The sequence below is a fragment of the Mycobacterium sp. OAS707 genome, assembly GCF_014873705.1.
GTDB lineage: Bacteria > Actinomycetota > Actinomycetes > Mycobacteriales > Mycobacteriaceae > Mycobacterium.
On the sequence record NZ_JADBDS010000004.1, the window covers coordinates 263,254 to 283,810 of the forward strand.

Genomic DNA, 20,557 nt, shown 5'->3' on the forward strand with positions numbered 1-20,557 from the left:
CGAAGCATGCCTTCGCAGCGTTGTTAGGGTGGTTGACGTGGCGAAAACGTTTGTCGGCTCGAGGGTGCGACAACTGCGCAGCGAACGCGGGTTCAGCCAGGCCGCGCTGGCGCAGATGCTGGACATCTCGCCGAGCTACCTCAATCAGATCGAGCATGACGTGCGCCCGCTTACGGTGGCCGTCCTACTGCGCATCACCGAGGTGTTCGGCGTCGACGCGACGTTCTTCGCATCCCAGGACGACACCCGGCTCGTCGCGGAACTGCGCGAGGTCACCATGGACCGCGACCTCGACATCGACGTCGACCTCGCAGAAGTCGCCGACATGGTGGGGTCGCATCCGACGCTGGCCCGCGCGATGGTCAATCTGCACCGCCGCTATCGGCTGACCACCACGCAGCTGGCCGCCGCGACCGAGGACCGATACTCCGACGGCACCGGCTCCAGCTCTGGATCGGGCGCGATCACCATGCCGCACGAGGAAGTGCGCGACTACTTCTATCAACGGCAGAACTATCTGCACGAACTGGATACCGCCGCCGAGGACCTCACCATCCGCATGCGGATGCACCGCGCAGAGTTGGCCCGCGAGCTGTCCGACCGGCTGACCATGGTGCACGGCGTGCACATCATGCGCCGCATCGACCTCGGCGACACCGTGCTGCATCGCTTCGACCCGGCCACCAAGACGCTGGAGATCAGCGGCCACCTCTCGTCGGGCCAGACGGTGTTCAAGATGGCCGCCGAGCTGGCCTACCTGGAGTTCGGCGACCTGATCGACAAGTTGGTGGAAGAGGGCAAGTTCACCAGCGAGGAGTCGACGACGCTGGCCCGGCTGGGACTGGCCAACTATTTCGCCGCCGCGACGGTGCTGCCGTACGGGCAGTTCCACGACGTCGCCGAGAATTTCCGCTACGACATCGAGCGGCTCTCTGCCTTCTATTCCGTGTCCTACGAGACCATCGCCCACCGGCTGTCCACGCTGCAGCGCCCGTCGATGCGCGGGGTGCCGCTGTCGTTCATCCGCGTCGACCGCGCAGGCAACATGTCGAAGCGACAGTCCGCCACCGGTTTTCACTTCTCGTCCTCCGGCGGCACCTGTCCGCTGTGGAATGTCTACGAGACTTTCGCCAACCCCGGCAAGATCTTGGTGCAGATCGCGCAGATGCCCGACGGTCGCAATTACATGTGGGTGGCGCGCACGGTGGAGCGCCGCGCCTCGCGCTATGGTCAGCCAGGTAAGACGTTCGCGATCGGCCTGGGCTGCGAACTTCGGCACGCACACCGGCTGGTCTATTCGGAGGGACTGGACTTGTCCGCTGACAACGCGACTCCGATCGGCGCCGGCTGCCGCGTCTGCGAGCGCGACAACTGCCCGCAGCGAGCGTTCCCCGCGCTGGGCCGCGCACTCGACCTGAACGAACACCGCAGCACGGTGTCGCCGTATTTGGTGCAGCAGTCGTGAACGCCCCCGCACGTATCCCGCCGGGCGGGTTCAAGGAACTCGGGCCCGTCAACTGGGCGATCGCCAAGCTCGGCGCCCGAGGCATCCGCGCTCCGAAGTTCCATCTGTTCAATGTGCTTGGTCAGCACAAGCTGCTGTTCCTGGCGTGGCTGCCGTTCTCGGGCTACCTGCTGTACGCCGGCAAGCTGTCCCGCAAGGACGCCGAACTGGTGATCCTGCGCGTGGGATACCTGCGCGACTGCGAGTACGAGCTGCAGCAGCATCGCCGGCTGGCCAAGAGCCGCGGCGTCGGCACTGAGTTGCAGGCCAGGATCTTCGAGGGGCCCGACGCCGATGGCCTCACCGACCGCGAGCGAGTGCTGATCACCGCGACCGACGAGTTCGTCATCACCCGCTCGATGTCGCCGGAGACCTGGTCGGCACTGTCGAGCATCCTCAGCCGTCCGCAGCTGATCGAATTCTGCACCCTGGCAGGGCAATACGACGCGCTCGCGGCCACCATGGCGACGCTGAAAATTCCGCTCGACTTTCCCGACTGAGTTAGGGAACAATCCGCTTCCTGACTGCGTTTGGCGGTTTACAGACTTGATCAGGAAGGGGCATGTCGCATGGCCACCGACTACGACGCTCCCCGCGTCACCACCGAACCCGAACCCGACGAATCGCTCGAGGCGCTGACCAGCCGTCGCAAGAACGACGCGTCGACGGCGGTCATCGACGTCGATGACGGCGACGCGATCGATTCGTTCGATCTACCCGACGCCGACCTCACCAACGAGGAACTCACCGTCCGCGTCGTCCCCAAGCAGGCCGACGAGTTCGTCTGCTCCAGCTGCTTCTTGGTGCATCACCACAGCCAATTGGCGTTGCGTAAGGACGGCCAGCAGTTCTGCAACGACTGCGTCTGATCTAAACCCGAACGCTAAGCGCCCGGCGCCGGAGGAATGACTGCCGCAGGCGACGCGTCGAATGCGGGAGGCGCGTCAGCAGGCACAGGTTCGACCGGTGGCGGCGCGAGGTCCGGCTGACATGCCAGCACCGGCTGCGGCGTCATGGAGAGCATGAACGGATCGCAGTTGTCGTCGGCGCCGGCCTGGGCAGCCAAACCCAGCGCGCATCCTGCCATCACTGCACCGACGAACGAGGCGTTCATCACTGCGCTGATCAGTTTCGCGCGTCGTGGTTGAGTCATCGGTGCATCCTTCTGTGTCGGTCGATCCGGTCAGCGTAGTGGCACCGGAAGCTGTCAGCGACCGCAAATAGCGAGAATCGCTGTCTTCGAAGATATTTCGACTGAACCTGTTCAACTCTGGCGTGCGGGCACACGGCTCGCCACGAATGCGCCGACGTGTGCGGCCACCAGCACGAAGTGCACGACGGTCGCGGCGATGCCCATCGGCACCATGCCGAAGACCACGAAGCTGTCCCAGAACACCAGATTCGCCGTGCCCAGCAGTGTGTGCACGGCCGCGGCCGCGACGTGCCAGAACCGGCGTAGGTCGCGGGCGGCGACGGTCAGCAGCAGCACCCCGACGATGAACGCGAGGCCGTGCGCCTCGACCCAACCGAGCGCATACGGCGACTCTTCGAAGAGGTATCCGTACGGTCCGGCGCCCGTGTGGTAGGCGAGCAGTTCGAACACCACTTGAATCCCGCCGACCACCACGAGGAAGACCCCGTTGGCCATGAGCAGTCGTCGTCGCGCAGCGATCATGGCCTGACTATAGGTAGGTAACCCCGAGGACGGTCAGCGACAGCAACACCGGGGCGACGGGTAGCGCCCACAGAAACGCCGCCCAGATTTCTGACTTCTGCTTGTACGACCGCCAACCGAAATACGCTGCGACGCCGCCGACGACGAACGACACCGCTGCCACGACAAGCACCCATGTGCTGATGGACTGCGTCGCGATCGCGACGGAAATCCCGGCCAGCCACAGGATGTGGCCGACCACCAATCCGCCGATCGCGGCGACCCAGATCGCTCTCGCTGCGCCGGCCGTCTGAGCCACGTTCAGAAATTGATCATGTGGCCGACGAGACCGTGGAAGCACTCCTGTAGCGCTTCGGACATCGTCGGGTGGGTGTGGACGTTGCGGGCCAGCTCGGTGGCGGTCAGGTCCCACTTCTGGGCCAGCGTCAGCTCAGGCAGCAGCTCGGACACGTCGTGCCCGATCAGATGCCCGCCGATCAGCTCGCCGTATTTGCCGTCAGCGATCAGCTTGACGAAGCCGCTCGGGTCGCCGACGCCGTGCGCCTTGGCGTTCGCGGTGAACGGGAACTTGGCGACCTTCACGTCATAGCCCTCAGCACGCGCCTGCTCCTCGGTCAGCCCGAAGCTGGCCACCTGCGGCTGACAGAACGTCGCGCGCGGCAGCATCCGGTAGTCGCCGAGCGGCAAAGTCTCTGCGCCGCCGATGGTTTCGGCGGCGACCACGCCTTGCGCCTCGGCGACATGCGCCAGCTGCAGCAGCCCGGTGACATCGCCGATGGCGTAGATGTGCGGGACATTGGTGCGCATGTAGTCGTCGATGCCGATGGCCTTGCGATCGGTGATGGCCACACCGGCCGCGTCAAGCCCGTAGCCCTCGATGTTGGGGGCGAAGCCGATGGCCTGCAGCACCTTCTCGGCCTTGATCTCGTCGGTCTTGCCGTCCTTGCTGACGGTGACCACAACCTCGCCACCGTCATCCTTGATCGACTCGACCTTGGTGCCCGTCAGCACCTTCACGCCGAGCTTCTTGAACTGCTTCTCGATCTCCTTGGAGACCTCGGCGTCCTCGTTCGGCAGGGCGCGCGGCAGGAACTCGACGATCGTCACGTCGACGCCGTAGTTCTTGAGCACGTAGCCGAACTCCATGCCGATCGCGCCCGCGCCCGCGATGACTATGGACTTCGGCAGATCGCGCGTCAGGATCAGCTCTTCGTAGGTGACCACGTTGTCCGACAGCGACGTGCCGGGCACCAGCCGGGTGCTGCTTCCGGTGGCGATGATGATGTTGTCGAACGTCACCGTCTCGGTTCCGCCCTCATTGAGCTTGACCGACAACGTGTTTGGGTCGGTGAACGTGCCGTACCCGTGGATCTCGGTGATTTTGTTCTTCTTCATCAAGAAGTGCACACCGGCGACGCGGCCGTCGGCCACCTTGCGGCTGCGGTCGAACGCCACCCCGTAGTCGAACGTCGCGTCACCGCTGATGCCGAACTGCTTGGCCTCCTTGGTGAAGATGTGGGCCAGCTCGGCGTTACGCAGCAGCGCCTTGGACGGGATGCAGCCGACGTTGAGGCATACCCCGCCCCAATACTTGGGTTCGACGACTGCGGTGTTCAGCCCGAGCTGTGCGGCGCGAATGGCCGCGACGTATCCGCCGGGGCCTGCTCCAAGAACGACGACGTCATAGTGAGTCACCCGGCCAACCTTAGTAGGGAATCAACCCCACCAAACATCGGCTTACGTGTTGACAGAAATAGGTGCCGTGCAGCACCGCCGCGGCACCCAGCGCAGCCAGCGGCGCCGACATCAATGCGATCGCCAGCGCCGAGACCAGCGGTTTGTCGGTCACCATGGCCGCCAGCAGGCCGCCGACCGTGCACCCGATGACGAACAGCAGCACCACGAAGACCGGTGCTGTCTTGTTGAGCGATTGGAACCACCAGTCGTAGAGGCCCAGCCCGCAGGCCGCCGCGGCGATCCACACTCCCGCCACGACGAGGACGAACGTCCAGCGCTTGAGGTAGTGGTAGGTGCCGACCACGACCTCGGGATGAACCACCACGGGCATGGGTCCCGTCGTCGCCTCCGTACCGTTCGCGGGGTCGCGTTCGGCCGCCAACGGTTGCATCGGGTCGGGTGACGCGGGAAATTCGCCGGTGAAAATCGGCGAGTAGGGCTGCGTCGGGTCGCCGGGCAGCGTTTCTTGTTCTGTCGAACTAGGCACCGTTGACCACCTGAATCACGACGAGCACTCCGAACCATCCCGGCGCGATGGCCAGGATGAACGCGCCGAGCGCGGTAAGCCATCGTCGCCCAGAGAACAAGATCAGCAGCATGCCGATCACGCTGGGCACAGCGATCACGAGCGCGATCACGACGTCGGGTCTAAGGGGGGCCTTGACCAGCAGCGTCGCTGCGATTCCCGCGATCTGGCCGACCGCGACTCCCAGCAGCATTGCGCTGGCCAACAGCCATGCGCGCGGTAGGGCAATCACGCTTGGAACGATAAGGCCGCTTATGGGGGCCACCGCATTCCGCCACGCGAGGTCACGGCCGAAGATACGCAGCTGTGATCAACCCCTGACCTACGCTCGCGGAGTGAGTGTTTCCACGCCGAGTGCCGGGTCGCCGACGGAACTGGCGCAGGCGCTCGAGGCAACCGGATACCTCGCCGACGAAGGCGTCGCGACAGCCGCGTACCTGGCGCTGCGCATGGGCCGCCCGTTGTTCTGCGAGGGCGAGCCAGGAACCGGAAAGACCTCACTTGCCGCCGCGCTGGCGCAGGCGTTGAGTCTGCCGCTGATCCGGTTGCAGTGTCACGAGGGCATCGACGCCGCGCAGGCGCTCTACGACTGGGATTTCCCGCGACAACTGTTGCATCTGCGAACGCTGGAAGCGGCGGGACACCTCGAGGCGGAGTCGGCGGAACGATCGCTGTACACCGAGCGGTTCCTGCTCGCGCGGCCGCTGCTGCGGGCGCTGACAGAAGCGCCGTGTGTACTGCTCGTCGACGAAATCGACCGTGCCGACGACGAATTCGAGGCATTCCTGCTCGAGGTGCTCGACGAGAACGCCGTCACCATCCCCGAACTCGGCGAGGTGCGCGCCGCGACGCCACCGCTGGTGGTGCTCACCTCCAACCGAACCCGGGACGTGCACGACGCGCTCAAGCGGCGCTGCCTTTACCACTGGCTCGAACATCCCGACCTGGCTCGCGAAATCGCGATCCTTCGCAGTCGCATCCCCGGCATCGCGGAGGCCCTCGCCGACCAGGTGGCCCGCGCCGTGCATGCCTTGCGCGCGATGGAACTGGTCAAGCCCCCTGGGGTGGCCGAATCGCTGGACTGGGCAAGGGCCCTACGCGAACTCGATCGCGACGTGCTCGACGCGCAGACGGCTGCCGCGACGCTCGGCGCCGTCGTCAAGTACCACGAGGACCTGGAGCGGGTGACCAGGGCCGGGCTGGACAGACTGCTGGCCGGGTGACATGCCTGAGCTGGCCGGGGTGGCAGGTTTCGCACACGCTCTCGCCGTGGCGGGGCTGCCTGTGGTGTCCGACGCCGTCGACACCTACACCAGGGCACTGCGCGAAGTAGATCTCGCCGATCCGCGCCAGGTGTACTGGGCGGGCCGCGCAACGCTGTGCCGCGGCCCCGACGACATCCCCCGCTACGACCTGGTGTTCGAGAACTGGTTCGGCGGCACGGTGCCCGTCGGCGTTGCGCAGCGGGGGCAGGAACCGCGTCGTCCCCGCATCGCCGCGTTGGACGCCACCGGCGCCACGGACGCCGGCACAGACGCACCGCAGCTGCGCGTCGCCGCGGCCGAAACCGAAATTCTGCGGCATCGCGACATCGCGGAGCTGTCCGCGGCCGAACGCCTACACCTCGCCGAACTTCTGGCCGCACTGAATCCACGCCCGGCGACCCGGCCTGCCTTACGGATGCGGCCCTCCCGAAGGGGGGCCATCGATGCGCGACGGACGCTGCGCGCCATGCTCGCCGCCGGCGGCGAGCCGGTACGCCCACGACATCACCGCAAGGCCACCCGGCCGCGCCGCATCGTGCTGCTGCTCGACGTATCCGGATCGATGAGCCCGTACGCGGACGCGCTGTTGCGCTTCGCGCATGTAGTCGCGCGCAAAAGCCCTGCCACCGAAGTGTTTTCGCTGGGCACCCGGATGACAAGACTGTCGCGGGCATTGCGCGTCCGCGATCCGGAGGTGGCACTGGCCGCCGCGGGCCGCGCGGTGCCCGACTGGGCCGGCGGCACCCGGCTCGGCGAGACGATGCGCGCGTTCCTCGCCCGCTGGGGCCGACGCGGCCTGGCCCGCGGTGCGGTCGTGGTGATCTTCTCTGACGGCTGGGAGCGGGGCGACCCGGATCTGCTTGCCGAACAGATGGCGGCGCTGCGGCGACTGGCCCACGCGGTGCTGTGGGTCAACCCCCACGCGGGTGCCGACAGCTACCTGCCGGTGCAGTCAGGGATCGCGGCGGCGTTGCCGTTCGTCGACAAGTTGCTGGCCGGCCACAGCCTGGCGACACTGCAGGAGTTGCTCGACGAGATCCACACCGCCTGACTCAGCCTGGCGCGTAACCGGTTTCGTCATTTCGGGCGCTGAAGACGGTCAGCCAGAGCAGAGTAGGCCTATGCGCATCTCTGTCACCGTCGATGGAACGACATATACCGACGACGTGGAGCCCCGGCTTCTACTCGTGCATTACCTTCGCGAGCGACTCGGCAAGGTTGGCACCGTGATCGGCTGCGACACCAGCAACTGCGGGGCGTGCACCGTTCACCTCAACGGGTACAGCGTCAAGTCGTGTTCGGTACTCGCTGTGCAGGCCGACGGGGGCGACGTCACCACCATCGAGGGGCTGTCCCGAGACGGCACCCTGCACCCGGTGCAGGCAGCGTTCCGCGACAACCATGCGTTGCAATGCGGCTTCTGCACCCCCGGCATGATCATGCAGTCCATCGACCTGCTGGCCGAGGACCCACACCCGGACGAGCACACGGTGAGACACGGCCTGGAAGGAAACCTGTGCCGCTGTACCGGCTATCAGAACATCGTCAGCGCGGTCCTCGACGCCGCACAGCGCCTCGAAGCGAAACAGGCTGCAACACAACCTGATTCGGCGGAGGCGGTGCGATGACCGCCACCGCGGAGCCCGAAATCGGCAGGGCTCGGGTCCGTAAGGAGGACGAGCATCTGATCACCGGTAGGACCCGGTGGACCGACAACATCGTGTTGCCCGGCATGCAGCATCTGGCCATCCTGCGCAGCCCCTTCGCACACGCGCGCATCACCGGAATCGACGTCAGCGCCGCGCGCAGCATGCCCGGCGTCGTCGCTGTCTTCACCGGGGCCGACCTCGCCGCCGAACAGGGCAGCCTGCCGAACGCGTGGCAGATCACCGAGGACATGAAAGCGCCTGCGGCGCCGTCGCTCGCCGTGGACACCGTGAACTTCGCCGGCGAAGCGGTGGCCGTCGTCGCCGCCCGCACCGCCTACGAGGCCCAGGACGCGCTGGAACACATCGACGTCGACTACGACGATCTGCCCGTGGTGCTTGACCTGGCCGCCGCCGCCGCGGACGAGGAGGTGGTGTATCCCGAGCTCGGTACCAACGTCAGCGCGGTGTGGACGTTCGACTCGGCCGAGGCGGGGACGGGTGGCGACGTCGAGGCGGCGATCCGCGACGCCGAGGTTCTGCTGCAGCGCACGTTCCGCCAGCAGCGGCTCATTCCTGCGTTCATGGAGCCACGGTCGGTGGTGGTGGACCCGACCGGCCCGCAGCTGACGGTGTGGTCGGCCACGCAGATCCCGCACATCCTTCGCCTCATGTTGGCGATGACGCTGGAGATTCCGGAGCACAAGGTCCGCGTGATCGCGCCCGATGTCGGTGGCGGGTTCGGCGGCAAGCTGCAGGTGACTCCAGAGGAAGTCATCGCATTGCTGGTCGCGCGACGGCTCGGCAAGCCCGTCAAGTACACCGAATCGCGCAGCGAATCGATGCTGGCCGCACACCACGGTCGCGACCAGATCCAGAAGCTGACGCTCGCCGCCCGCCGGGACGGCACCGTCACCGGGATGAAGGTGGAACTGCTCGCCGACATGGGCGCCTATCTGCGGCTGGTCACCTCCGGCATCCCGATACTCGGCGCCTTCATGTTCAACGGCATCTACAAGTTCGGTGCATACCACTTCACGTGTACCAACGTCTTCACCAACAAGGTCCCCACCGACGCCTACCGCGGCGCAGGCCGTCCCGAGGCGACGTTCGCGATCGAACGGATGATGGACGAACTCGCCGCCGAGCTGTCGCGTGACCCGCTCGAGTTGCGCGCCCAGAACTGGATCACCCACGACGAGTTTCCGTTCGACACCGTCGCGGGCCTGACATACGACTCGGGCAACTACGAAGCCGCGACCGCGAAGGCCCGAGAGTTGTTCGACTACGCGGGATTACGCCGCGAGCAGGCCGAGCGCCGCGAGCGCAACGACCCGGTGCAACTCGGCATCGGCGTGTCGACGTTCACCGAGATGTGCGGGCTGGCGCCGTCGCGGGTGCTCGGTTCGCTGTCGTATGGCGCGGGGGGCTGGGAGCACGCCGCGATCCGCATGCTGCCCACCGGCAAGGTCGAGGTCGTCACCGGTTCCTCACCGCACGGCCAGGGCCATGAGACCGCCTGGAGCCAGATCGTCGCCGACCAACTCGGCGTGCCGTTCGAGGATGTCGAGGTCATCCACGGCGACACGCAAAGCTCGCCGCGCGGCCTCGACACCTACGGCTCACGATCCCTTGCGGTCGGCGCGGTCGCGGTGGTCAAGGCCGCGGAGAAGGTGATCGCCAAGGCCAAACCGTTCGCCGCCCACATGATGGAGTGCGCCGAGGACGACCTCGAATTCACCGACGGCCGGTTCCGCGTCACGGGTACCGAGAAGGCGGTCACACTCGCCGAGGTCGCCCTCGCGGTGTTCGCCGCGCACGACCTGCCCGACGGTCTGGAGCCGAACCTGGATTCCGAGGCCACCTACGACCCGGAGAACTTCTCGTTCCCGCACGGCACCCATCTATGTGCGACGGAAGTCGACACCGAAACCGGTCAGGTGCATATTCGCTCGTACGTCTGCGTCGACGACATCGGACATGTGGTCAACCCGCTGATCGTCGACGGGCAGGTGCACGGCGGACTGGCGCAGGGCATCGCGCAGGCGCTGTACGAGGAAGCGGTGCACGACGAGTCGGGCACGTTGATCAACGCCTCGTTCTCGGAATACCTGCTGCCGTCGGCGGTCGATCTGCCGAAGTTCGTCACCGGACGCACCGAAACCCCCGCAACCACGAACCCGCTCGGCGTCAAGGGTGTCGGCGAAGCGGGCACCATCGCATCCACCCCGGCGGTGGTCAACGCGGTGATCGACGCCGTGCGACACCTGGGTGTCAAAGACATCGAAATGCCTTGCAGCCCAATGAGAGTGTGGCAGGCGATCCACGAAGCCGGAAGGCCGGCGACATCTGACCAGGGAGTTAACCGGTGATCCCCTCGAACTTCGAGTACGTCGCACCGAGCACGGTGGACGAGGCCGTGGCCGCGCTGGCGGACGGCGGTGAGGACGCCAAGGTGATCGCGGGCGGGCAGAGCCTGATGCCGGTCCTTCGGCTGCGGCTCGCGGCACCGACCGTGCTCGTCGACCTCAACCGGATCGACGAGCTGCGCGGTGTGCGCGATGACGGCGACGCCCTCGTCATCGGCGCGATGACCACCTACTACGGCCTGCTCGGTAATCCGCTGATCAGCAAGCATGCGCTGCTGCTCGCCGACGCCACGCAGACAGTTGCGGATCCGCAGATTCGGCATCGCGGCACGCTTGGCGGAAATCTGGCGCACGCCGATCCGGCCGGCGACCTTGCCGCACCGACGCTGGCGCTCGATGCGACTCTGACCGTCGCAGGGCCGTCGGGCCGGCGCAGCATCCCCGTCGCGGATTTCTTCGTCGACTACTTCACCACCGCGCTGGAACCAGACGAAATCCTCACGGAGATAAGGGTTCCCAAGCACACCGACTGGGCCGCGCACTACGAGAAACTGCACCGGGTGGCACAAGCCTGGTCGATTGTGGCGGTGGCCGCGACCGTCGAGGTGGACGGCGGAGTCATCCGGCAGGCGCGCATCGCGCTGACCAACATGATGTCGGTGCCGGTGCGTGCCCGCGGTGTCGAGGACGCGCTGGTCGGCCAGGCGGCTACAGAGGAGTTGATCCGAGCGGCGGCCGAGCACGCCGCCGAGGGCATCGATCCCCTGTCCGACGGGAATGCCGATGCCGACTATCGCAGCCACCTCGCGAAGGTGCTGACGCGGCGGGCCGTCACGACGGCGATCGGTGCCTGACGATGCAGCTGGAACATCAACTGTCCGTGCCTGCGCCCATCGACGTGGTGTGGCCCGCCATTCTGGACCCGGAGCGGGTTGCACCGTGTGTGCCCGGCGCGACGCTGACTGGGGTCGACGGTGAATCGTTCACCGGAACGGTGAAGGTCAAGGTTGGCCCGATCACCTTGCTGTACAAGGGCACCGGGACATTCGCCGAGACCGACGAACAGGCGCGCCGCGCCGTGCTCAAGGCGTCGGCGAAGGACACCCGCGGCAACGGCACCGTTTCGGCGACCGTCACCCTCACGCTGATCGCCGACGGCGACCGCACCTCCGGCGTCGTGGCCACCGATCTGTCCATCACCGGCAAGCCAGCCCAGTTCGGCCGCGGCATGATCGCCGACGTCGGGGGCAAGATCATCGAGCAGTTCGCCGCGTGCCTGTCGGAGAAGCTCGCCGTCGCCTCGCCCGAGCCCGCGGCCGCGCAGGTCGAGCCTGCCGCCGCGCAACCTGTCGAGGAGTCTGAGCCGCTCGATCTGGTCCACTACGCGAGGACCTCGGCATTGAAGCGGGTAGGGCCGCTGGTCGGGGTGGCGATGCTGGTGCTGATCGTCGGCGCCTGGGTGCGACGCGTACGGTCGCGGTCGCGGTCCTGAGCCCGACCGGCAGGATAGTGGGCGTGACAACGGACGACCCGTATCTGTGGCTCGAGGACATCACCGGCGACGACCAGTTGGACTGGGTGCGCAGGCACAACGAGCCAACGCTGACCGAGTTGGGGGGCGACCGGTTCGAGCAGATGCGCACCGAGGCACTCGAGATTCTCGACACGGACGCGCGCATCCCGTACGTGCGGCGCCGCGGCGAGTATCTGTACAACTTCTGGCGCGACGCGCAGAACCCGCGGGGCCTGTGGCGGCGCACCACGCTGGAGAGCTACCGGACCGAGGAGCCGGAGTGGGACGTCATCCTCGACATCGACTCGCTGGCTGAGGCCGACGACGAAAACTGGGTGTGGGCAGGCGCCGACGTCATCGAACCCGACTACACGCTGGCGCTGATCGAGCTGTCGCGCGGCGGCGCCGACGCCACCGTCGTGCGCGAGTTCGACATGGGGAAGCGCGAATTCGTCACCGGCGGCTTCCAGTTGCCCGAGGCCAAGTCCGCACTGTCGTGGGAGGACCACGACACCGTGTTGGTCGGCACCGACTTCGGCCCGGGTTCGCTGACCGAGTCCGGCTACCCGCGCATCGTCAAGCGGTGGCGGCGCGGTGAGCCACTCGAGGCGGCGCAGACCCTGTTCGCTGGTGACCCTTCGGACGTCAGCGCCGGCGGCGGATGGGACAGGACACCGGGATACGAGCGGCTCTGGATCACCCGGCACATCGATTTCTTCAACTTCGAGCGCTACGAGCTACGCGGTGACGAGCTGATCCGCATAGACGTTCCCACCGACTCGAACATCTCGTTGCACCGCGAGTGGCTGCTGATCCGGCCCCGCTCCGACTGGGCGGTAGGCACCACGGTCTATCCCGCAGGATGCCTGCTGGCTGCGAATTACGACGACTTCCTCGCTGGCACAGCCGAATTGACCGTCGTGTATGAGCCAGATGATCACTCCACGCTGGAGAGCTTCGCGTGGACGAAGGATCACCTTGTGCTGGTCAGTCTCGTCGATGTGGCCAGCCGGGTTGAGCTGGTGACCACTGGTTCGTGGCAGCGGGTCCCGATCGAAGGCGTTCCACCGAATACTCACACCGTGGTCGTCGACGTGGACGAGTACGGGGACGAGATGTTCCTGGACTCCAGCGGTTTCACCATGCCGTCCCGACTGCTGTGGGGCCGCGCGGGCGATACGGTGACCGAGATCAAGAGTGCACCGGCGTTCTTCGACGCATCCGACATCGAGGTGACCCAGAACTTCGTCGCGTCCGCCGACGACACGATGATCCCGTACTTCGTGGTCGGTCATCGCAGTTCGACCGGGCCGACCAAGACCCTGTTGGGCGGTTACGGTGGCTTCGAGAGCTCGAGCGTGCCTGGATATGTGGGAGTGCTTGGCCGACTGTGGCTTTCGCGGGGTGGAACGTATGTGATGGCCAACATCCGGGGCGGTGGCGAGTACGGTCCGCGCTGGCACACGCAGGCGATGCGGGAGGGTCGGCACCTGGTCGACGAGGACTTCGCCGCAGTGGCGAAAGACCTGGTTCAGCGTGGCATCACCACGGTCGAGCAACTGGGCGCGCAGGGTGGCAGCAACGGCGGTCTGCTGATGGGAATCATGCTGACCAAGTACCCAGAGCTGTTCGGTGCGTTGGTGTGCAGCGTGCCGCTGCTCGACATGCGACGGTTTCATCTGCTGTTGGCCGGAGCCTCATGGATTGCGGAGTACGGCGACCCGGACAACCCCGACGATTGGGAGTTCATCTCCAAATATTCGCCGTACCAGAATATTTCGGCCGACCGTCGCTACCCTCCAGTGTTGATCACCACGTCGACGCGTGACGACAGGGTGCATCCCGGCCATGCCCGCAAGATGACCGCAGCGCTGGAGGCCGCTGGCCAACCGGTGCAGTACTACGAGAACATCGAGGGCGGTCACGCAGGGGCGGCCGACAACGCACAGACCGCGTTTCGGGCCGCTTTGATATACGAGTTCCTGCTTCGCAGGCTCGGCGACTAGCTGCGCGGCGGGTAACGGCCAGTTCCCTCGACCGCCTCTGCCAAACTTCAGCCATGCCAACGACGTCATCCCAGTTCGAGACCCTGCTCTACAAGACCGACGGCCCAGTCGCGACGATCACGCTGAACAGGCCCGACCACCTCAACACCATCGTTCCGCCGATGCCAGACGAGATCGAGGAAGCCATCGGCCTGGCCGAACGCGATCCCGCTGTCAAAGTCATCGTGTTGCGCGGGGCAGGCCGCGCCTTCTCCGGCGGTTACGACTTCGGCGGCGGCTTCCACCATTGGGCCGATGCGATGAACACCGACGGCCGCTGGGACCCCGGTAAGGATTTCGCGATGGTCAGCGCCCGCGAGACCGGGCCGACGCAGAAGTTCATGGCGATCTGGCGCGCGTCCAAACCGGTCATCGCCCAGGTGCACGGCTGGTGTGTCGGCGGCGCCAGCGACTACGCGCTGTGCGCCGACATCGTCATCGCCAGCGACGACGCCGTCATCGGAACGCCCTATGCCCGGATGTGGGGCGCCTACCTGACCGGCATGTGGCTGTACCGACTGTCGTTGGCGAAGGTGAAATGGCATTCGCTGACCGGTGAGCCGCTGACCGGAATAGAAGCTGCCGCAATAGAACTCATCAACGAGTCGGTACCGTTCGAGCGCCTCGAGACCCGTGTCGCCGAAGTCGCCGCCAAGCTCGCGAGCATCCCGCTGTCCCAATTGCAGGCGCAGAAGCTCATCGTCAATCAGGCCTACGAGAACATGGGCCTCGCGTCGACCCAGACGCTCGGCGGCATCCTCGACGGGCTGATGCGCAACACCCCTGAGGCGCTGCAGTTCATCGACACCGCAGCCAATCAGGGTGTGCGCGCTGCGATCGAGCGCCGCGACGGGCCGTGGGGTGACTACAGCCAGGCCCCGCCGGATCGCAGGCCCGACCCGTCAAACGTCATCGAGCCCTGAGGTTCACGAGCGCATCGAGATCGGCAAGCGCACGCAGGGTGTCGTTGAGATGCGTGCACGTACTGGTCCCGACGAACTCGCCGCGGATGCGAGCACGCAACTCGGCCAACGTCATTCCCGCCACTCGCGCTGCGCTTGCGATGGCACCTGGGCATTCCTGCCACGGCAGCACCTGCACGCTCGCATCGACAGCCGTGATCGTTCGCGTCGACGTATCCAGCGAGCCGACGACGGTGTACTCGTGCACGATCGTCTCGACACCCTCGCCGTCGACATGGCTGTCCCGGAAGTGCGCGGTGAATCCGTCGTCAGGATTCAGGTCGAGGCGCCGCAGCCGGCGCATCCCGTGGGCTCGCAGCGGTTCGACGGCGTGCATCTCCAAGCCGTCGAGCGACGGCGCGAGCGGCCCGTGCACAGACGGAATGGTGCCGTTGCGCTTGGCGTACGGGACCAACGAGGCGTCGGACGCGAAGCCCGCGCAGATGCCCGCCATGCGGTCGGCGACGCCGGGGCCGATCTTCTCCTCGATGCCGAGATTGATCGCCGCATGCTGCACGGCGTACCCGGAGACCAGCGCTGCGCCGACCCAGTCGTCGAGCAGCAGGTGCAGCAGGCTGGCCCGCCGCACCTCCTCGGGAAACAGCTTGCCGACCGTCGAGCGGAATCCGGGGCCGACGCGGTTGCCGACCAGCGCTTGCAGGCCGTCGTCGATGGCATCGATCACGCGATCGGTCAGGTGTGCGCGCACCCGAACCTCGCCGAGCACGTCCGCCGAGATGTCGCGGGCCCGCAGGTCGACGCTGGATTTGCCAGTTCCGGCCGGGTGGGTGTCGATGGTGCTGGTGCGCCGCAACGCACCAGGTAAAAGCGCCGGCCATGACCGGACTGGCCGCTGTGGGCCGACGATGTCCGTCACGAATGGCATGAACTGACGGTACTAGTCCTGCCTGCGGAGCCCACCGAGCATCGACACCAGCACACCGAACACGACCAGCGCACCACCCGCGGCCAGCGTCAGGTTCAGCCAGAGATGCATGCTGGCCTCGGCATGGTTGACCATCGCGTCGGCGACCTGACGAATGTCACCCTCCGTGCGGTTCAACGCGTGATCGACCCACCGGCGCGCCACCTCGAGGCCGGCCCAGCCGGCCGCGCCCACCAGCAGAGCCGAAACCCCCAGCGCTGCAAGCGCTTTCCCGCGCGACCGGGCTGCTGCCAACGTGAGCAGTGCGGCCACGCCCGTCAACACCGACGCACCGATGCTGACCCACGGACCCCACGTCGAGAACTGACGCAACTGCCCCGGGCGCATACCTGAGGTGTCGGACACCGTGATCGGAACGGTCAGCGTGGCAGGCACGTCGAGGTTGAGATTGCCCAGCGTCGCCTTCAGCGACGGATCAGACAGCATCGGCGCAACGTCGATCAGCCAGCGATCGTCCGTGCCTTCCTGGCGCCGGATCTCGTCGGTGAACATCCAGGTGTGCACAATGCGGTTCGCCTGCGCGAATTGCCCTGGGAAGCCTGCGTTCTGGGTGTAGGACGTCGTCACCCCGCGTACCAGATCGGGATTGAGGTCATAGCCCTCGTTGCGACCCAGTCGCACGATCTGCGTGGTGAGTTCGGAGGCCATCGCCTGCTGCAGTTTCGGATCCTTGGCCGCCGACGACGCAAACGCCGCGTAGCCGTCAGCGTCGACGACATTCTTCTGCGCCCACATGGCGGGCAAGGCAGCGGTCAACGCGATCGTCGTGACGAGCCACAGGAACACGGTCGCCACGAACCGCACGCGTCCTCCTTCCAGGCGCGACGCGCAGTCTCAGTCGGCGAGGGCGCGTCCCACGATGAGGGGATCCGGCCTGCCGACCACCTCATGGTCCTTGTTGTCGTAGTCGAACTTACTCAACACGAAGCGCATCGCATTGACGCGTGCGCGCTTCTTGTCGTTGCTCTTGACCACCATCCACGGCGCGACCTCGGTGTCCGTCCACGCGAACATGTCTTCCTTAGCCGTGGTGTAGGAGTCCCACTTGTCCAGCGACGCCAGATCCGTCGGCGACAGCTTCCACTGCCGCACCGGGTCGACCTGGCGGATCGTGAAGCGGGTGCGCTGCTCGGACGGCGACACCGAGAACCACAGTTTCGTCAGGCTGATGCCGTCGTTGACCAGCATCTGCTCGAACAGCGGGACCTGCCGGATGAACTCGGCGTGCTGCTTGGGTGTGCAGAACCCCATCACCCGCTCGACTCCGGCCCGGTTGTACCAGGACCGGTCGAACAACACGATTTCACCGTGGGCGGGGAGATGGTGCACGTAGCGCTGGAAGTACCACTGGGTGCGTTCGCGTTCGGTCGGCTTCTCCAGCGCGACGACGCGAGCGCCGCGCGGGTTGAGATGCTCCATGAACCGTTTGATCGTGCCGCCCTTGCCCGCGGCGTCGCGGCCCTCGAACACGATCACGTGCCGGTGGCCGTTGGCCTGGCTCCACTTCTGCAGCTTCAGCAGTTCGATCTGCAGCAGCCGCTTCTGCTCCTCGTACTCGTCGCGCGACATGCGCTCGTCATACGGGAAGTTCTCGCGCCAGGTGTCGACTGGAATGCCGTTGCCGTCGAGCAGGATCGGGTCGTCATCGTCGTCGTCGTGCACGCGGTAGTTGTGTGCGTCCAGGGTCACCGGCCGAAAATATCGACGCGGGCAGACGCTGGGGTAACGCGCAGGTGAACGCGGGGTGCTACTTGGCGGCGCGCCGAGGGGTGATCAGCGCCAGCTTCGTCATCAGCTTGTTCATCCGCCGCAGCGCCTTCTGCGAGTTGTTGTAGTAGTTGCCGCCCGCGCCGACGTTCGTGCGCGGCGCCACCACCGCCTCCTGACGGCAGAACTTGCGCAGCCCCTCGGCGCCGCCGAAGCGCGCCCCGATACCCGACGTCTTCCAGCCGCCCATCGGCGCCGTGGTGCACATCAGGTTGGAGATCACGTCGTTGACGTTCACGGCACCGCAATCAAGTTGCACCGCAACCGCTTTGGCGCGGTCGATGTCCTTCGAGAACACTGATGCGCTCAGCCCGTAAGGGCTGTCGTTCGCCAGCCGGATCGCCTCGTCGACACTGGACACCTTCATGATCGGCAGCGTCGGGCCGAACGTCTCTTCGGTCATGCACTCCATCGAATGGTCGACGTCGACCAGCACCGTCGGCGGGTAGAAGCTGCCGGGACCGACCGGGCGCTTGCCGCCCGTGAGCGCCCTGGCTCCCGCGGCAAGCGCGGCGCTGACATGGCGGTCGGTCACGGCCACCTGGCTGTCGTCGATCTGTGCGCCGAAATGATGACCCTCGCCTGCGCCCATCTTCAGGTTCTTCACGTCGCGCACCACCGCGTCGACGAACTTGTCGTAGACCGACTCCAGCACGTAGACCCGTTCCACCGACACACACGTCTGCCCCGCGTTGAAGAACGCGCCCCACACCGCGGCGTGCGCGGCCAGGTCGACGTCGGCATCGTCGAGCACGATCATCGGGTCCTTGCCGCCGAGCTCGAGGCTGACGGGAGTGAGCCGGCGCGCCGCCCGCTCCATGACCTTCGCACCGGTTGCGCTCGAGCCGGTGAATTGGATGTAGTCGGAGTTGTCGACGACGGCCTCGACCGCCTCGCGCGCGCCTTGCACGATCGCCATGACCTCAGGGGCGCCCGAGTCCAGCCACCCGCGCAGCAGCAGTTCGGCGGTGAGTGGCGTGCGCTCCGACGGCTTGAGGAGGACGGCGCAACCGGCCGCCAGCGCCGCGATGCCGTCCATCAGCAGGTTGGCGACGGGGTAGTTCCACGGCGCGATGATGCCGACCACGGGGCGCGGCCGGTAGTGCACCTCGACCTTCTTGATCGTCAGGAACGGCAACGACGCAGGCCGCTTCTCCGGCGCGAGTGCCTTCTCCATCGTCTTGACGTAGTAGGCGGCGATCATGATCAGCAGCGGCACCTCTTGGGCGGCGTCGGTGGCCGACTTGCCGGTTTCCTTGATCAGCAGCGCCTCGATTTCGTCGCGGTGTTCACCCAGCCACACCGCGTAGCGGGCCAGCACCTTGGCGCGTCCCTTCGCGCCGCGCGCCTCCCACTGCTTCTGCGCTTCGCGCAGGCCCGCGGCGATACGTGGCACGTCGGCGGGATCGGTCCAGCGCACCTTGCCGGCCACCGCGCCGGTCGCAGGATTGCGGATGGTGCCGGTGTCGGGCAGATCAACTTCCGGAGTGGCCGTCATGGCCTCATGGTAACCACTGGCTGTGACGCAGATCGCAGTGGGGTTGACAGGTGTCAAGTTCGGTGGGGTGCGTGTCCTGATATGAGGGCTGCCACACAGACGATCGACGTGCCCAGCAGCAGTCCGCCGACGGTGTCGGTGAAGTAGTGAAACGACACCCCTACGCCCAGCATGCCGAGCAGGCAGTACGCAACCGCGGTCAGCACTACCCATAGCGCAGCGCCTGCTGCCAAGACGACCATCCCCATCACGACGACGAGCGTCGCGGTGTGGCCGCTCGGGTAGGCAAAGGCCGGTCCACGTTCACGGCCGAAGAGCGGCTTCAGCACACGTGCGAGCGCCATTGCGAGCAGCGGACACACGGCCGACGCGATCGCGAGTCGATGCCGTCGCTGGTACAACGCGACGCCGACGGTCGCGACCACCACGGAGGCAAGCACCCACGGGCTGACGAGAAGCGTCAGGTAACGGGCGTCGCGTCCGTGTCGATGGAACCAGTCGTCCATCGGGGTGGAGCCGTGCCCCACCGTCACGCCGAGTGCCACCATCGCGACAACCCCGATGGGTGGCCACAACCGGATCAGGCGATGCCCCGCACGTACGCTGCCTGGCCAAGATGCTGGGCAGAGTCATCGATGATGCTGACCAGGCGCACGCTGGCCGTCACGGGCGGATTCCAGTTCGGGTCGACGACGCGACTCAACTCCTCGGCGGTCACCGAAGCAATGTATTCCAGCGTCGCCTTGTGCACAGCGTGGTAATAGCCGGCCAGCAGGTCGGCCGAGGCGCGCACCTTGCCGACCTCCTCGGGGCTGTGGCCGTAGCCGTGCGCATCGCGAGGCAGATCGAGGCCGAACCGGTCGACCCAGCCGTCGCGTGTCCACACCTGTTCGATGTCTGCGATGTGGCAGAGCTGGGAGTCGTGCTGTCGCGCGCTGTGCCAGATCAGCCAGGCGATGCTGTTGGCGGTGCCGGTCGGGCGAAAGAAGGCGACCTCGTCGGTCAGGCCGTCGGTGAGGTCCTCGACGTGCTCGATGAGCCGGGTGAACGAGTCGCGCAGCAGCTCCCGCACTGCTGCCAGATCGGAGTCAGCCATGCCATGAC

The 20,557-nt window shown here is 66.4% G+C and carries 23 protein-coding genes; 11 read left to right on the forward strand and 12 right to left on the reverse strand.

What is annotated here, in order from left to right; genetic code table 11:
* Positions 1-37: 37 nt before the first annotated feature.
* The 3 genes from ramB to GGC64_RS26375 all read left to right on the forward strand — a co-directional run bounded on the left by ramB (position 38) and on the right by GGC64_RS26375 (position 2,373).
* Positions 38-1,465: an acetate metabolism transcriptional regulator RamB gene (ramB, locus tag GGC64_RS26365; protein WP_192725536.1), complete on the forward strand. Its 1,428-nt coding sequence runs from the start codon at positions 38-40 to the stop codon at positions 1,463-1,465.
* On the forward strand, positions 1,462-2,004 hold the full coding sequence (locus GGC64_RS26370) for a carboxymuconolactone decarboxylase family protein (RefSeq protein WP_192725537.1): 543 nt from the start codon (positions 1,462-1,464) through the stop codon (positions 2,002-2,004). The genes ramB and GGC64_RS26370 overlap by 4 nt, the downstream gene beginning before the upstream one ends.
* A gap of 69 nt (positions 2,005-2,073) precedes the next feature.
* Complete coding sequence (locus GGC64_RS26375; RefSeq protein WP_192725538.1) at positions 2,074-2,373, forward strand: DUF4193 domain-containing protein; 300 nt, start codon at positions 2,074-2,076, stop codon at positions 2,371-2,373.
* A gap of 14 nt (positions 2,374-2,387) precedes the next feature.
* Here the strand turns inward: GGC64_RS26375 and GGC64_RS26380 are convergent, their stop codons facing one another.
* From GGC64_RS26380 to GGC64_RS26405, 6 genes are all read right to left on the reverse strand, one after another.
* A complete protein-coding gene (locus GGC64_RS26380) occupies positions 2,388-2,657 on the reverse strand; it encodes a hypothetical protein (RefSeq protein WP_192725539.1) in 270 nt (89 codons plus the stop codon).
* A gap of 111 nt (positions 2,658-2,768) precedes the next feature.
* Positions 2,769-3,179 (reverse strand): hypothetical protein, encoded by a 411-nt coding sequence (locus GGC64_RS26385; protein WP_192725540.1) that lies wholly within the window; start codon positions 3,177-3,179, stop codon positions 2,769-2,771.
* Between the two features lie 7 nt (positions 3,180-3,186).
* Positions 3,187-3,477 carry a hypothetical protein gene (locus GGC64_RS26390; protein WP_192725541.1) on the reverse strand — a complete coding sequence of 97 codons (291 nt, stop codon included), beginning with the start codon at positions 3,475-3,477 and terminating at the stop codon, positions 3,187-3,189.
* Between the two features lie 2 nt (positions 3,478-3,479).
* Positions 3,480-4,874: a dihydrolipoyl dehydrogenase gene (lpdA, locus tag GGC64_RS26395; protein WP_192725542.1), complete on the reverse strand. Its 1,395-nt coding sequence runs from the start codon at positions 4,872-4,874 to the stop codon at positions 3,480-3,482.
* A 10-nt stretch (positions 4,875-4,884) separates the two neighbouring features.
* On the reverse strand, positions 4,885-5,403 hold the full coding sequence (locus GGC64_RS26400) for a hypothetical protein (RefSeq protein ID WP_192725543.1): 519 nt from the start codon (positions 5,401-5,403) through the stop codon (positions 4,885-4,887).
* Positions 5,396-5,674, reverse strand: a complete 279-nt coding sequence (locus tag GGC64_RS26405; protein WP_192725544.1) for a putative holin — start codon at positions 5,672-5,674, stop codon at positions 5,396-5,398. The genes GGC64_RS26400 and GGC64_RS26405 overlap by 8 nt, the downstream gene beginning before the upstream one ends.
* Before the next feature lie 103 nt (positions 5,675-5,777).
* Between GGC64_RS26405 and GGC64_RS26410 the strand changes: the two genes are divergently transcribed.
* The 8 genes from GGC64_RS26410 to GGC64_RS26445 all read left to right on the forward strand — a co-directional run bounded on the left by GGC64_RS26410 (position 5,778) and on the right by GGC64_RS26445 (position 15,203).
* Complete coding sequence (locus GGC64_RS26410) at positions 5,778-6,665, forward strand: MoxR family ATPase (protein ID WP_192725545.1); 888 nt, start codon at positions 5,778-5,780, stop codon at positions 6,663-6,665.
* A gap of 1 nt (position 6,666) precedes the next feature.
* Positions 6,667-7,758: a VWA domain-containing protein gene (locus GGC64_RS26415; protein WP_192725546.1), complete on the forward strand. Its 1,092-nt coding sequence runs from the start codon at positions 6,667-6,669 to the stop codon at positions 7,756-7,758.
* Between the two features lie 70 nt (positions 7,759-7,828).
* Complete coding sequence (locus GGC64_RS26420) at positions 7,829-8,335, forward strand: (2Fe-2S)-binding protein (RefSeq protein WP_192725547.1); 507 nt, start codon at positions 7,829-7,831, stop codon at positions 8,333-8,335.
* A complete protein-coding gene (locus tag GGC64_RS26425; RefSeq protein ID WP_192725548.1) occupies positions 8,332-10,725 on the forward strand; it encodes a xanthine dehydrogenase family protein molybdopterin-binding subunit in 2,394 nt (797 codons plus the stop codon). The genes GGC64_RS26420 and GGC64_RS26425 overlap by 4 nt, the downstream gene beginning before the upstream one ends.
* On the forward strand, positions 10,722-11,576 hold the full coding sequence (locus GGC64_RS26430) for a xanthine dehydrogenase family protein subunit M (RefSeq protein WP_192725549.1): 855 nt from the start codon (positions 10,722-10,724) through the stop codon (positions 11,574-11,576). The genes GGC64_RS26425 and GGC64_RS26430 overlap by 4 nt, the downstream gene beginning before the upstream one ends.
* Positions 11,577-11,578: 2 nt before the next feature.
* Positions 11,579-12,214, forward strand: a complete 636-nt coding sequence (locus GGC64_RS26435; RefSeq protein WP_192725550.1) for an SRPBCC family protein — start codon at positions 11,579-11,581, stop codon at positions 12,212-12,214.
* Between the two features lie 23 nt (positions 12,215-12,237).
* A complete protein-coding gene (locus GGC64_RS26440; protein WP_192725551.1) occupies positions 12,238-14,241 on the forward strand; it encodes a prolyl oligopeptidase family serine peptidase in 2,004 nt (667 codons plus the stop codon).
* A 53-nt stretch (positions 14,242-14,294) separates the two neighbouring features.
* Entirely contained in the window at positions 14,295-15,203 is a 909-nt protein-coding gene (locus GGC64_RS26445) for a crotonase/enoyl-CoA hydratase family protein (RefSeq protein WP_192725552.1), read from the forward strand.
* Here the strand turns inward: GGC64_RS26445 and GGC64_RS26450 are convergent.
* From GGC64_RS26450 to GGC64_RS26475, 6 genes are read right to left on the reverse strand one after another with little or no spacing between them, the layout of a single operon-like run.
* Positions 15,190-16,128, reverse strand: coding sequence for a DUF2889 domain-containing protein (locus tag GGC64_RS26450; RefSeq protein ID WP_192725553.1), 939 nt, complete (start codon positions 16,126-16,128; stop codon positions 15,190-15,192). The two genes, GGC64_RS26445 and GGC64_RS26450, sit on opposite strands and share 14 nt — an antisense overlap.
* 12 nt (positions 16,129-16,140) lie before the next feature.
* On the reverse strand, positions 16,141-16,992 hold the full coding sequence (locus GGC64_RS26455; RefSeq protein ID WP_192725554.1) for a hypothetical protein: 852 nt from the start codon (positions 16,990-16,992) through the stop codon (positions 16,141-16,143).
* A 30-nt stretch (positions 16,993-17,022) separates the two neighbouring features.
* Positions 17,023-17,877 carry a polyphosphate kinase 2 gene (gene ppk2, locus GGC64_RS26460; protein ID WP_192725555.1) on the reverse strand — a complete coding sequence of 285 codons (855 nt, stop codon included), beginning with the start codon at positions 17,875-17,877 and terminating at the stop codon, positions 17,023-17,025.
* A gap of 58 nt (positions 17,878-17,935) precedes the next feature.
* Positions 17,936-19,453 carry an aldehyde dehydrogenase family protein gene (locus GGC64_RS26465; protein ID WP_192725556.1) on the reverse strand — a complete coding sequence of 506 codons (1,518 nt, stop codon included), beginning with the start codon at positions 19,451-19,453 and terminating at the stop codon, positions 17,936-17,938.
* A 53-nt stretch (positions 19,454-19,506) separates the two neighbouring features.
* The gene (locus GGC64_RS26470; RefSeq protein ID WP_192725557.1) at positions 19,507-20,001 is read right to left on the reverse strand and encodes a phosphatase PAP2 family protein; all 495 of its coding nucleotides are present in this window, start codon (positions 19,999-20,001) and stop codon (positions 19,507-19,509) included.
* Positions 20,002-20,033: 32 nt separating this feature from the next.
* The gene (locus GGC64_RS26475; protein ID WP_192725558.1) at positions 20,034-20,549 is read right to left on the reverse strand and encodes a mycothiol transferase; all 516 of its coding nucleotides are present in this window, start codon (positions 20,547-20,549) and stop codon (positions 20,034-20,036) included.
* Positions 20,550-20,557 lie beyond the last annotated feature (8 nt).

What these genes read in the sequence shown, in the direction of transcription:
- GGC64_RS26415 (WP_192725546.1), top strand. Translation starts at nt 6,667, where the DNA reads ATGCCTGAGCTGGCCGGGGTGGCAGGTTTCGCACACGCTCTCGCCGTG.
- GGC64_RS26470 (WP_192725557.1), bottom strand. Translation starts at nt 20,001, where the DNA reads ATGGTGGCACTCGGCGTGACGGTGGGGCACGGCTCCACCCCGATGGAC.
- GGC64_RS26450 (WP_192725553.1), bottom strand. Translation starts at nt 16,128, where the DNA reads ATGCCATTCGTGACGGACATCGTCGGCCCACAGCGGCCAGTCCGGTCA.
- GGC64_RS26445 (WP_192725552.1), top strand. Translation starts at nt 14,295, where the DNA reads ATGCCAACGACGTCATCCCAGTTCGAGACCCTGCTCTACAAGACCGAC.
- GGC64_RS26385 (WP_192725540.1), bottom strand. Translation starts at nt 3,179, where the DNA reads ATGATCGCTGCGCGACGACGACTGCTCATGGCCAACGGGGTCTTCCTC.
- GGC64_RS26475 (WP_192725558.1), bottom strand. Translation starts at nt 20,549, where the DNA reads ATGGCTGACTCCGATCTGGCAGCAGTGCGGGAGCTGCTGCGCGACTCG.
- GGC64_RS26380 (WP_192725539.1), bottom strand. Translation starts at nt 2,657, where the DNA reads ATGACTCAACCACGACGCGCGAAACTGATCAGCGCAGTGATGAACGCC.
- GGC64_RS26375 (WP_192725538.1), top strand. Translation starts at nt 2,074, where the DNA reads ATGGCCACCGACTACGACGCTCCCCGCGTCACCACCGAACCCGAACCC.
- GGC64_RS26435 (WP_192725550.1), top strand. Translation starts at nt 11,579, where the DNA reads ATGCAGCTGGAACATCAACTGTCCGTGCCTGCGCCCATCGACGTGGTG.
- GGC64_RS26425 (WP_192725548.1), top strand. Translation starts at nt 8,332, where the DNA reads ATGACCGCCACCGCGGAGCCCGAAATCGGCAGGGCTCGGGTCCGTAAG.
- GGC64_RS26465 (WP_192725556.1), bottom strand. Translation starts at nt 19,453, where the DNA reads ATGACGGCCACTCCGGAAGTTGATCTGCCCGACACCGGCACCATCCGC.
- GGC64_RS26420 (WP_192725547.1), top strand. Translation starts at nt 7,829, where the DNA reads ATGCGCATCTCTGTCACCGTCGATGGAACGACATATACCGACGACGTG.